The sequence below is a fragment of the Mesorhizobium sp. Primo-A genome, from assembly GCF_003997175.1.
Taxonomy (GTDB): Bacteria; Pseudomonadota; Alphaproteobacteria; order Rhizobiales; family Rhizobiaceae; genus Mesorhizobium; species Mesorhizobium ciceri.
On record NZ_RZTG01000005.1, the window covers coordinates 310074 to 322144 of the forward strand.

The 12071-nt window shown below is 62.7% G+C and carries 12 protein-coding genes; 7 read left to right on the forward strand and 5 right to left on the reverse strand.

The genetic code is table 11. The features are described 5' to 3' along the window. Positions 1 to 14: 14 nt before the first annotated feature. From fabF to fabD, 4 genes are all read right to left on the reverse strand, one after another. A complete protein-coding gene (gene fabF / locus EOC83_RS12215; RefSeq protein WP_013532515.1) occupies positions 15 to 1277 on the reverse strand; it encodes a beta-ketoacyl-ACP synthase II in 1263 nt (420 codons plus the stop codon). 34 nt (positions 1278 to 1311) lie between these two features. Then, entirely contained in the window at positions 1312 to 1548 is a 237-nt protein-coding gene (locus EOC83_RS12220; protein ID WP_006203723.1) for an acyl carrier protein, read from the reverse strand. 211 nt (positions 1549 to 1759) lie between these two features. Further along, the gene (gene fabG / locus EOC83_RS12225) at positions 1760 to 2497 is read right to left on the reverse strand and encodes a 3-oxoacyl-[acyl-carrier-protein] reductase (protein WP_013532516.1); all 738 of its coding nucleotides are present in this window, start codon (positions 2495 to 2497) and stop codon (positions 1760 to 1762) included. A gap of 59 nt (positions 2498 to 2556) precedes the next feature. Continuing rightward, positions 2557 to 3498 (reverse strand): ACP S-malonyltransferase, encoded by a 942-nt coding sequence (fabD, locus tag EOC83_RS12230; protein WP_013532517.1) that lies wholly within the window; start codon positions 3496 to 3498, stop codon positions 2557 to 2559. Positions 3499 to 3775: 277 nt separating this feature from the next. Here fabD and EOC83_RS12235 point away from each other — a divergent pair, with 277 nt between their 5' ends. Further along, positions 3776 to 5707 carry an LTA synthase family protein gene (locus tag EOC83_RS12235; RefSeq protein ID WP_024504319.1) on the forward strand — a complete coding sequence of 644 codons (1932 nt, stop codon included), beginning with the start codon at positions 3776 to 3778 and terminating at the stop codon, positions 5705 to 5707. A 47-nt stretch (positions 5708 to 5754) separates the two neighbouring features. Here the strand turns inward: EOC83_RS12235 and EOC83_RS12240 are convergent, their stop codons facing one another. Next, the gene (locus EOC83_RS12240) at positions 5755 to 7416 is read right to left on the reverse strand and encodes a pilus assembly protein (RefSeq protein WP_063167703.1); all 1662 of its coding nucleotides are present in this window, start codon (positions 7414 to 7416) and stop codon (positions 5755 to 5757) included. Positions 7417 to 7867: 451 nt separating this feature from the next. Between EOC83_RS12240 and rpsF the strand changes: the two genes are divergently transcribed. The 6 genes from rpsF to EOC83_RS33190 form a co-directional block, all read left to right on the forward strand. Beyond that, positions 7868 to 8368 (forward strand): 30S ribosomal protein S6, encoded by a 501-nt coding sequence (gene rpsF, locus EOC83_RS12245; protein ID WP_013532520.1) that lies wholly within the window; start codon positions 7868 to 7870, stop codon positions 8366 to 8368. Beyond that, on the forward strand, positions 8368 to 8616 hold the full coding sequence (gene rpsR, locus EOC83_RS12250) for a 30S ribosomal protein S18 (protein WP_006203718.1): 249 nt from the start codon (positions 8368 to 8370) through the stop codon (positions 8614 to 8616). Before rpsF ends, rpsR begins: the two co-directional genes overlap by 1 nt. A 218-nt stretch (positions 8617 to 8834) precedes the next feature. Continuing rightward, positions 8835 to 9419 carry a 50S ribosomal protein L9 gene (gene rplI / locus EOC83_RS12255; protein WP_013532521.1) on the forward strand — a complete coding sequence of 195 codons (585 nt, stop codon included), beginning with the start codon at positions 8835 to 8837 and terminating at the stop codon, positions 9417 to 9419. A gap of 301 nt (positions 9420 to 9720) precedes the next feature. After that, a complete protein-coding gene (locus tag EOC83_RS12260) occupies positions 9721 to 11025 on the forward strand; it encodes a cyclopropane-fatty-acyl-phospholipid synthase family protein (RefSeq protein WP_013532522.1) in 1305 nt (434 codons plus the stop codon). A gap of 67 nt (positions 11026 to 11092) precedes the next feature. Then, positions 11093 to 11416, forward strand: a complete 324-nt coding sequence (locus EOC83_RS12265) for a YnfA family protein (protein WP_013532523.1) — start codon at positions 11093 to 11095, stop codon at positions 11414 to 11416. 1 nt (position 11417) lies between these two features. Continuing rightward, positions 11418 to 12071: small ribosomal subunit Rsm22 family protein (locus EOC83_RS33190; protein WP_281034820.1), on the forward strand; the 654-nt coding region annotated here is incomplete at its 3' end.

Sequence of the window (12071 nt, forward strand, 5' to 3'; positions counted from 1 at the left end):
CGGCAGCCGGACGATCAGCCATTGTAGCGCTGGAAGACCAGCGACGCATTGGTCCCGCCAAAGCCGAACGAATTGGACAGCGCCACGTCGATCTGGCGGGCGCGCGGCTTGTTCGGCACCAGGTCGATCGCGGTTTCGCGTTCGGGGTTGTCGAGGTTGATGGTCGGCGGCGCGACATTGTCCCTGATGGCAAGGATCGAGAAGATCGCTTCGGCGGCACCGGCCGCCCCAAGCAGATGGCCGATCGACGACTTGGTCGACGACATCGAGATCTTCGATGCGGCATTGCCGACAAGCCGCTCGACAGCGCCGAGCTCGATCGTGTCGGCCATGGTCGAGGTGCCGTGCGCGTTGATGTAGTCGACGTCGGCAGGCGTAAGCTTGGCCCGGTTGAGTGCCGCCGTCATGCAACGGAAGGCACCATCGCCATCCTCGGCGGGCGCCGTGATGTGATGCGCGTCGCCGGTGAGACCATAACCCGTCACCTCGGCATAGATCTTGGCGCCGCGTGCTTTGGCATGTTCGAGCTCCTCGAGCACGACAACGCCGGCGCCCTCGCCCATGACGAAGCCGTCGCGGTCGCGATCATAGGGGCGCGACGCCGTTTGCGGCGAATCATTGCGTTCCGTCGACAGTGCCCGGCATGCGGCGAACCCGGCGATCGACAGCCGCGTCACCGGCGCTTCGGCGCCACCGGCGACCATCACGTCGGCATCGCCCCACATGATCAGCCGGGCAGCATCGCCAATGGCGTGCGCGCCGGTCGAACAGGCCGTGACGACGGCATGGTTCGGGCCTTTCAGCCCGTGCCGGATCGAAACCTGCCCGGAGACGAGATTGATGATCTGGCCCGGGATGAAGAAGGGGCTGATGCGGCGCGGGCCGCGTTCCTTGAGGATCATCGCGTTCTCGGCGATGCCCTCGATGCCGCCGATGCCGGAGCCGATCAGGACGCCGGTGGCGCATTGCTCTTCATGCGTCTTGGGTTCCCAGCCGGAATCCTTCAGCGCCTCGTCGGCGGCGGCAATCCCGTACAGGATGAAGTCGCCGATCTTGCGCAATTCCTTCGGCTCGAGCACGGCCTCGGGATTGAAGGTGGCATTGCTGCCGTCACCACGCGGAATGACGTGGGCGATCTTGCAAGCAAGGTCCTCCACCTCGAACTCGGTGATGCGCTTGGCAGCGCTGCGGCCGGTCAGAAGCTCCTTCCAGCTGTGCTCGAAGCCCATGCCGAACGGCGACAGCAAGCCAAGGCCCGTGACGACGACACGCCTCATCGCAGGTCCTCCCCGGTGATGACTGCAGAAAGCGTCAGGCCGAAGCCTTGTCGATGTACTTCACGGCATCGCCGACGGTCAGGATGGTCTCGGCCGCGTCGTCGGGGATCTCGACGCCGAATTCTTCTTCGAACGCCATGACGAGTTCGACCGTGTCGAGGCTGTCGGCGCCCAGATCATCGATGAAGCTCGCCTGCTCCGTCACTTTGTCGGCATCGACGCCAAGGTGCTCGATGACGATCTTCTTGACGCGCTCTGCGGTGTCACTCATTTGGGCATCCTCGTCTTTTGTTTGTCTGTCTTCGTTAGCGGGCAGAATGCCGCTAATCAAGCTGAAAGATGGTCCTGCCGGAAACGCAACGACTACGGACCGATTTTTGCCCGAACCGCCGGGTTGCGGGCCGCATTACACGAAAAATAGCTGAGGTCCAAGCCGAAATGGTCTCTTTACACAACCCGCCGGCGTTGCTGCAGAACCTCGTTCAAATCATAGCCATGCCGCCATTTACGTGGATGGTCTGGCCGGTGACGTAGGCGGCTTCGTTGGAGGCGAGATAAGCGACGGCGGACGCGACTTCGACGCTGGTGCCCATGCGCCGCGTCGGGATCGCCGCCATGATCGCCTCTTTCTGCTTGTCGTTGAGCTTGTCGGTCATTGCCGATTCGATGAAGCCTGGTGCAACACAGTTAACTGTGATGTTGCGGGTGGCGATCTCCTGCGCCAGCGACTTGGAGAAGCCGATCATGCCGGCCTTGGAGGCGCAGTAATTGGTCTGGCCGGGATTGCCGGTCACGCCGACCACCGAGGTGATGTTGATGATGCGGCCATGGCGGCGGCGCATCATCGGATGGGTGAGTTCGCGGGTGAGCCGGAAAACGGCGGTCAGATTGACCTCGATCACGCTGTCCCAATCGGCATCCGACATGCGCACGAACAGCCCGTCCTTGGTGATGCCGGCGTTGTTGACCAGGATGTCGACGCCTTCGAGATCGGCCTCGGCTTTCTGGCCGAGCGCCTTGACCTCGTCACGGTTGGACAAATTGGCCGGGAACAGCTTGACCCGGTCGCCAAGCTCGCTAGCCAGCGCCTCCAGTTTCTCGACGCGGGTGCCATGCAGGCCGACGATCGCGCCTTGCGCATGCAGCATCCGGGCGATCGCCTCGCCGATGCCTCCCGATGCGCCGGTGACGAGCGCCTTGCGGCCAGTCAATTCGAACATTTTTGTCTCCTGATTGAGAAGAGAACACCCCTTTGCAGGGAATGGGATCAAATAGGGCTTTATGCAAGCGCTGCTAGCGTTGCCTCGACCTCAGCCGCCGAGCCGACCGACGCAGTGGCGATGTCGCGGTTGATGCGCCGCGCCAATCCCGAAAGCACCTTGCCGGCGCCAATCTCGTAAAGCGTGGTGACGCCATTTGCGCCGAACCACTCCACGGTCTCGCGCCAGCGTACGCGGCCGGTTATCTGCTCGACCAGGCGGCGGGCGATCTCGTCCGGATCGCTGGTCGGGCTGACCGTGACATTGGAGAGGACGGGAACGACCGGCGCATTCTTTGTCACACCGGCGAGTGCGTCGCGCATAACGTTCGCGGCCGGCGCCATCAGCGCCGAATGGAAGGGCGCGGACACCTGCAGCATCAGTGCGCGCTTGGCGCCTTTCTCAGTGCACAGTTTCGCCGCCAGTTCGACCGCGGCCCTGGCGCCGGAAATGACCAGTTGGCCGCCGCCATTGTCGTTGGCGATCTGGCAGACGGAGCCTTTGGCGGCTTCCGCGCAAGCGGCTTCGACATCGGCCTGTTCCAATCCGATGATCGCCGCCATGGCGCCCTCGCCGGCCGGCACCGCCGCCTGCATGGCATTGCCGCGGATGCGCAGCAGCCTGGCGGCATCGGCAACCGAAACGAAGCCAGCGGCCGCGAGCGCCGAATATTCGCCCAGCGAATGACCGGCGACATAGGCGACCTTGCCTTTCAGCGAGAAGCCGCGCGATTCCAGCGCCCGGATCGCGGCCAGCGACACCGCCATCAGCGCCGGCTGCGCGTTGGCGGTCAGCATCAACGTCTCTTCCGGCCCTTCCCAGATCAGCTTCGACAGGTTTTCGCCGAGCGCGTCGTCGACTTCCTGGAAAATTCTGCGCGCCTCGGGAAAGGCCTCGGCGAGATCCTTGCCCATGCCGACTGCCTGGCTGCCTTGTCCAGGAAAGGTGAATGCAACGGCCATGCGCGGGCTCCCAAGGGCTGGTTTTGCTTGCCTGATAGACGAGTTTTTCTTGCCTGTGACGCAAGGCAGGCCGCCAAGTCAAGCCCGGTTCGACCCTGCTCGACCGCAGCTTCATCCGCCGAGTGCCTGTTCCGAAAGGCTTTTTGGCGATCACTCCTGATGAAAACCGCTCACGATTCGTTTGCTGGCTCTTCTTATTTTGGCCACAGGCGCTAGCTTTGCGTGACAATTCCATGACAATCGAGTGACGTGCTTGTCGCTGGGTGGGGAAGTTAAAGTGGCAAAGAGTTACAAACGCGCCGGCAAGGCCGCGCCACAGTTCCTGGAAGACGACCCCTCCACCGGCTATCTGCCGGGCAGGAGATGGCCGGTCGTGCGCTATGGGCTGATCAGCCTGGCGATCGCCGCCGTCCTGGTGTTTGCCATCGAACTGATCGTGCGCGGCGACTTTGCCGGCACGGTCTCCTTCTTCCTGCAGCCGCTCAAGCCGGGCTGGACCACCATCGTCGTGTTCGCGCTGATCCTGATCGGCCTCGATGCGGTGCTGGGCCGCAGCCATCAGAGCCTGATGATCGTCGCGCCGCTGACGCTATCGCTTGCCTTCGTCGGCCACCAGAAGTCGCATTATCTCGGCGATCCGCTCTATCCGACCGATTTCCTCTATGCCCGCCAGATCTTCGCGCTGTTGCCGCTTTTGGTGCGCGACCGGCCGATGACCGCGCTCGCCATGGTCGTCGGCATCGTCGCCGGCCTGTCGCTGCTCGTCTATGGCTGGCGGATGTGGCGCCGCAAGGTTCCCGCACTCAGCCGCAAGGGACGCCTTGCGCGGCTGACGCTGGCAGTGCCGCTGCTCGCCTTCTTCGTTTCGATCATGGACTATGCCACCTTCTCCTGGACCAGGGACCGGTTGCAGATCATCCCGATCATGTGGGACCAGAAGGAAAACTATGCCTCCAACGGTTTTGCGCTGGCCTTTGCGCTCAATGTGCCGATGGCGCATGTCTCTGCGCCGCCGGGCTATTCCGACAAGGCGATCGCGGCGATCGCCAGGCCCGATGTGACCGCCTCGGTGCCGGCCGAGAAGCCTGACATCATCATCGTCATGAGCGAGTCCTTCTGGGACCCGACCAAGCTGCCCGGCGTCACCATCACGCCCGATCCGATCCCCAATGTGCGGGCGCTGCGCTCCGGCTCGATGTTCTCGCCGGAGTTCGGCGGCATGACCGCCAATATCGAGTTCGAGGCGCTGACCGGCTTCTCCAACGCGTTCCTGCCGGCCGGCAGCATCCCCTACCAGCAATATGTGCGCACGCCGACGCCGTCGCTGGCAACCTTCCTCAAGAGCCAGGGTTATCGGGCGCGCGCCATCCATCCGGGCACCAACTGGTTCTGGAACCGTGGCGCGGTCTACGCCGATTTCGGCTTCAACGATTTCAAGTCGGAAGAGACGCTGCCGCCAATGCAAAAGCGCGGGCCACTGGCATCGGATGCCGCGATGACCGACGAGATCATCAGCGAGGCCGACGCCAGCGAAGAGCCGGTGTTCTTCTTTGCGGTCAGCCTGCAAAACCACGGTCCCTACGAACCGAACCGCTATTACAGTCCCACGCACAGGGTGCAGGCGCCGATCAGCCAGTGGGCGCGCGAATCGCTGCTCAGCTACGCCGAAGGCTCAGCCGATGCCGATCGCGGTCTCGAACGCCTCGTCGAATGGGCAAAGACACGCTCCCGCCCAACCGTGATCGCCTTCTTCGGCGACCATCTGCCGCCGCTCGGGCCGGTCTATGTCGAAACCGGCTTCCTGAAGGACAATGTCGCGCCGCGCAAGGAAGCGTCGCCCGAGGCTGCCCTCGAGCATCATGAGACGCCGCTGGTCATCTGGTCGAACCGCACCGGGCCGGCTGAGCACATGGGCGCTGTCAGCCCGGCCTTCCTGCCCTATCATATCCTGAAGACGGCCGGCATCAGCCATCCCTACTACACCGGCTTCCTGGGCGAGATGAGCGAACACTACCGTGTCGTCGACCGCAATTTGCTGCTGACGCCGGCTGGCGAGGCCACGCCCGATTGGGCGCGGCAGAAGGAGATCGATCCGGCGATCCGCGATTTCCGCCTGCTGCAGTACGATATGATGTTCGGCAAACGCCACGCAGCGCCCGACTTCTTCCCCGAAACGGTCGACAAGATTGTCGCCGCCCATACGAGTTGAGGCCAGCGATTTCCTCAGAGCCTGCTGGTCCGTCTCGGTTCGCGTGTTCAGTTGGTCAATTGCAGCTTCGTGAAGTTGTTGGCGATCTGAAGGAACACGTTCGGCAGTTTGGTCGGATCGTTGACGGCATAATAGTTGCTCGGATCCGAGGCGCAGGCGCTGTAAAGCGCACGGTTGGCTGCGGTGTCGGATTGCAGCACCATGGTGTAGATCTGCACGCCCTCGTTCTTCAATTGCGTGCAAACGTTTTTGGTCCAGCCGTCGACATTGCGCGCAGCGGTCGTCTGGTTGTCCGATCCGAAGCGGCCGCCAGCCAGATAGCCATAGGATGTGTAATCCGACTTTGTCGGTTCTTGTTCGCTGGCGCCATAGACGACGTTCTCGCCGTCGGTGAGCAACAGCACGATCTTGCTGATGCCGGGCGTCTTCCAAGGCGCTCCGTCGGTGTAGGGCGCGGCGGGCGACAGCACACGCATACCCCATGACAGGCCCTCGGAGACATTGGTACCCGAGCCATTCCACTCGGTCATCTGACTGGCCGCCTTGCGCAGCTTGTCGAAATCGTCGGTCAGGGGGACCACCGGGGTCGGACACGCACGGTTCGGGCCGACAGTGACGGGAGAGCCGATCTCGGTGATGAGTTCCTTGGCGGGCGCAACATATTTGGCGATCTTTTCCCTGGCATCCCTGTCATCGGGCGACAGAAGTTCGATGAGATTGCCGAGCAGGTTGCTGAGATCGATGCCCAGAATGTTGATGCCCGACTGGGCAAGCCTGGTTTTGTCGCTGACATCGTTGAGATAGGAGTTGTTGTAGTATTTATCCGAATTGCCATAGGAGCCAGACGGCTTCTGGGCGTCTTCGGGATCATCCGGCGCAAAGTAGGGCACGAACAGCGTGTCGGGCTTGGCCGGGTCGGGTGGCGTGTCGGAGATATTGTAAGCGCCTGGCCGCGCCTCGACGCAACCTTTCCATCCGGTGCCATTCCATCCGGCATCGGCCCATCCGGTCTTCTTGAGCTGTTTGAAAAGCGCCATGTGGTTCGGCCGCTTGCCGTCGATGACGGGAAAATTGACGCCGTTGGTTGAGGACTTGCCGTCCATGTCGATCCAGGACGGGTCGAAGCCGTCGCCATTGACATTGACGGCCGTCACGAAAGGAACCAGCGAGGCGCGGATCTTGCGCGTTGGCGATTTCGCCGCTTCGAGCGTGTCGAGCAACGATTTTGTCGCCGTCCTCAGCGCCGTCATCCGCGCGCCGGCCATCGAGCCGGTGTTGTCCAGCACCAGCACGACTTCGAGCTGGTTGTTCGATTCGACCGCCGAGGCATCGACCACGATGTGCTTGCTGTCGCCGAACAGGAAGGCGAAGTTGAGATGGACGTCCGCCGAGGCAACCGCCTTGGTCTTGACGAAGTTGACGCCCTTGTCGACAGTCAACGTCGCCTGCGCATTGTCGAGCTCGCCATGACCGACGATGTTGGCCTGGAAATAGCGGTTGAAAGCGTCATTGCGGGTGATGTCGAGATCGCCAAGATGCGAAGAAGCAAGGTTTGCCGAATCGAGAGCGTTCTGCAAATTGCTCTTGGCCCGCATAAGGGTCGAGACATCGGTTGCGAAAGCGACTGCCGTCAGGATGACCGGCAAACCCAGTCCCAGCACAAGCGTGAAATTGCCGCTCTTCGAGCGCCAGAATTTGTTGAGAAGCATCCTTACCCCCGGAAATGCTTGCCGCTTTTGCGCGGTTGTCCGGGCTTTTGCGCCTTCCATGATGAATCGACCGTTGACGGCCAGGCTTCAACTCCACACAACCTGCTGGTGTGGTTAAGACGTGGTTGCCGGAAACCACGACTCCGGCCGTTGCTGCTCCCGATCGTCGCCTGCGACACACGGGAATGCCGCTTGCCCTTGCTTTGCGGCCGGATTGCTGTATAGACGCCCGCAATCTGCCGGTCCTTGCTGGGGGCTGAACGGAGGGCCGGAGGTTTTTCAGAACCTTCGTGTGAAGCCGGAAGTGCTTCCGCCTCCCGTGTCTCCGCTCTCGACCGTCTCGTCATGCTCCTTTCTTCCCCCTGCCCCTCGAGGGTTTGCGGGTCAGAGAAGTTGCAGAGGCTTTTGCCGCCGGGAACCGGGAGAGAAACGAAGAAAGGCATAAGACATAATGGCTCTTTACGAACATGTGTTTCTTGCCCGGCAGGACCTCTCGCAGCAGCAGGTCGATGCGCTTGTCGAACAGTACAAGGGTGTCATCTCCGCAAATGGCGGGTCCGTCGGCCGGGTCGAGAACTGGGGACTGAAGTCCCTCACCTACCGGGTCAACAAGAACCGGAAGGCTTACTACACGCTGATGGACCTGAATTGCCCGGCGGCCGCGCTCAACGAGATGGAGCGCCAGATGGGCCTGTCCGAAGACGTGCTGCGTTTCCTGACCATCAAGGTCGAGGCGCATGAGGAAGGCCCGTCGGCCATGATGCAGAAGCGCGAAGAGCGCTCGGAACGCGGCGGCTTCGGCGACCGTGACCGTGGCGATCGTGGTCCGCGTTCGTTCGGCGATCGTGATCGCGGCGACCGTGGCGATCGTCCGCCGCGCTCGTTCGGCGACGCCGGTGCCGATCGTGGTCCGCGCCGTCCGCGCGAAGGCTTTGAAGGGGGTGCAGAATAATGGTCGACATCAATCAGATCCCGACCCGGCGCCCGTTCCATCGCCGCCGCAAGACCTGCCCGTTCTCCGGCGCCAACGCGCCCAAGATCGACTACAAGGACGTGCGTCTGCTGCAGCGCTACATTTCCGAGCGTGGCAAGATCGTGCCGTCGCGCATCACCGCCGTCAGCCAGAAGAAGCAGCGCGAACTCGCCAAGGCGATCAAGCGCGCCCGCTTCCTCGGCCTGCTGCCCTACGTGGTTCGCTAATATCTCAAATGCGGGCGGTTCGCCGCCCGCTCTTCTCCCACGGCGACGGGCGCCGCAGGGTTGAACATCAAATCCCGGGTTGAGGTCAAAACCTCTAACTGCCGCACAGGCAGGACAGCGACACCAGCGCCAAAGGCGCTCAAGCTTCCTGACCTGTTCCCAAGACATTCGGCGCCGATCTCATCGATCGATTGGCGTCCAACCAAAGGAACAAATCCATGGACGTCATTCTTCTCGAACGCGTTTCCCGCCTCGGCCAGATGGGCGATACCGTCAAGGTCAAGGACGGCTTCGCCCGTAACTTCCTGCTGCCGCAGGGCAAGGCGCTGCGCGCCAACGAAGCCAACAAGAAGAAGTTCGAAGGCCAGCGCGCCCAGCTTGAAGCCCGCAACCTCGAGCGCAAGTCGGAAGCGGCCCAGGTCGCTGAAAAGCTCGACGGCAAGAGCTTCATCGCCGTTCGCTCCGCCGGCGAAACCGGTCAGCTTTACGGTTCCGTTTCGACCCGCGACATCGCCGATCTGCTGACGGCGGAAGGTTTTTCGATCAACCGCAACCAGATCCTGCTCAACCAGCCGATCAAGACCATCGGTGTCACCAATGTGGCGATCGCGCTGCATCCGGAAGTCGAGGTCACCGTCACGCTCAACATCGCCCGCACGGCCGACGAAGCCGAGCGCCAGGCCAAGGGCGAGACGCTGACCACCGCCGAAGCCATCTATGGCGACGACATCAACGACAACGCCCGGCCGGAGAACTTCTTCGATCCGAACACCGAGTTCGAGGGCGACGAAGACAACGCCTGATCACACGTCGCAAGCGATTGGAGCCATGGGGCTGATCACGACTTGACGCCAAGCTCCGATCACTTTGCCGTCATCCAGCCATGCTGGACCAATGCCCGGGCCTCGCGCCCGGGCATTTTTGTGCCAAATGGAACTTTTCGAACCCCTATATATTGTTGCAGACTATGGCGTCGCGCGTCCTTTGGCCGCGCAAAGCACGCTGTGCAACTTTGGTTCGGCGCAAGATCTCCGGCGAAATCGATCCCGATTTTCGCGGTCACGCGCCAAGGCAGCCTGTCTGGCCGAGAGGGGACATTTGGTCATGAATATTCTGTTAAAGCGCGTTCTCGACCGCTTGGTGCGCACCGGCAATCTTAGGGTAACCGGCCCCAAGGGCACGGCGGTGGTTTTCGGCGACGGCAGCGGCGAACCGGTGCACATGCACATCAAGACCGCGCATGCCGAGCGCGCCATCACCTTCGATCCGATGCTGGCGGTGCCTGAAGCCTACATGGACGGCGAACTCGACATTCTCGAGGGCGGCGTGCTGGGCGTGATGCGCATCGCCTTCCAGAACATGGGCAGCGGCGGCATCGACGCCACCTGGTCGAAGGCCATCGAAGGCCTGCGCCACGCCTTCCGCCGGCTGCAGCAGATCAACACCGCCTCGCGCTCGCGGCGCAACGTGCAGCGCCACTACGATCTGTCGGGCGATCTCTACCGGCTCTTCCTCGACGAGGACATGCAATATTCCTGCGCCTATTTCGAGCAGCCGGACATGACGCTCGACGAGGCGCAGGGCGCCAAGAAACGCCACATCGCCGCCAAGCTCCGGCTGAAGGCCGGCCAGACGGTGCTCGACATCGGCTCCGGCTGGGGCGGGCTTGGCCTCTATCTCGCCAAGGCGTTCGACGTCGACGTGCAAGGCGTCACGCTGTCGACCGAGCAGCATGGCGTCGCCACCGACCGGGCGCATGCGCAAGGGCTGGAAAGCCGCGTGCATTTCGAGCTGAAGGACTACCGCGAACTCAATGAGCGTTTCGATCGCATCGTCTCGGTCGGTATGTTCGAGCATGTCGGCGTCAACCACTATCGCACCTTCTTCGACAAGAGCGCGACGCTGCTCAAGCCGGATGGCGTCATGCTGTTGCACACGATCGGCCGTTCCGGCGTGCCGTGGGCGACCAGCGCCTTCATCCGCAAATACATCTTCCCGGGCGGCTACATCCCGTCGCTGTCGGAAGTGATGCCTGCGATCGAGAAGTCGGGCCTGGTCGTCACCGACGTCGAGATCCTGCGGCTCCACTATGCCGACACGCTGAAGCACTGGGGCGAGCGCTTCGCCGCCAATCGCGACAAGGCCAAGGCGATCTATGACGAGCGCTTCTGCCGCATGTGGGAATTCTATCTGGCGGCCTCGGAAGCCGCATTCCGCTGGCAGGATCTGGTGATCTTCCAGATCCAGATCGCCAAGAAGAACGATACGCTGCCGATGACACGCGACTACATGGCCAAATGCGAAAAAGCGCTGGAGATGCGCGATATGGGGCATCGTGAAACGGCTCCCGTCAAAAAGAGCCCGGCCGCCAAGCCGGCTCGCCGCCGCAAGGTTGCCGACCAGGAATAGCATTGCCGCTTGCCATTGCCGGCGCCGGCACTGAAAAAGGTCCCGTGACCGTCGCGGGACCTTTTTCATGACCTTTGTCCTCTATGCCGCCGCCGCTCTGGCCGAGATCGCCGGCTGCTTTTCATTCTGGGCCTGGTGGCGGCTGGAGAAGTCGCCGCTTTGGCTGCTTCCCGGCCTCGCCTCGCTTGCCCTGTTCGGCTTCCTGCTGGCGCTGGTCGACACGTCAGCCGCCGGTCGCGCCTACGCCGCCTATGGCGGCATCTACATCGTGGCGTCGCTTGGCTGGCTGTGGCTGGTTGAAGGCGTTCGCCCCGACCGCTGGGATCTTGCCGGTGCCGCGCTCTGCATTGCCGGTGCTTCGGTGATCCTTCTCGTCCCGCGGGGCGCTTGAGATGGAGTTGCCTGCCTCCCTTCGCCAAGGTGTCGAGCGTCTGCTCGAAAACGTTCCGCTGGCGGTACTCAAGCAAGCGGCAAAGACGCTGTCCGACCGCTACCGCGCCGAGTTGCGCGACGGCCGTCTGCACATGGCCGAGGATCTGGCGGTGAAGGCCTATCTGGCGACGCGGCTGCCGGCGACCTATGCCGCGATCCGTGCCAGCCTCGACGCGCTGAGCGACGCCAAGCCTGCCTTTCAGCCCAGGACCTTGCTCGATGTCGGCGCCGGCCCTGGCACGGTGCTTTGGGCCGCGACCGATCTGTGGCCCGATCTCGAACAGGCGGTGTTGTTCGAAGCCAGTGCCGCCGTGCGTAAGGTCGGCGAGACGCTTGCCGGCAACACTATTGCCGCCCAGAGCAGATGGCTGGCCGGTGATGCCACCATCGACCTTGCTGACATCGAGCCGGCCGATCTGGTCACGTGCGCTTATGTGCTCGATGAAATCGCGCCGGCATCGCTGCCGAAACTCATCGACCGGCTCTGGCAACTCACTGGCGACACGCTCCTGATCGTCGAGCCCGGCACCCCCGCCGGCTGGCAGCGCATCCTTGCCGTGCGCCGGCAGCTGATCGAGGCGGGCGACGCGGCGGGGAAAAAAGGACCAATCGGG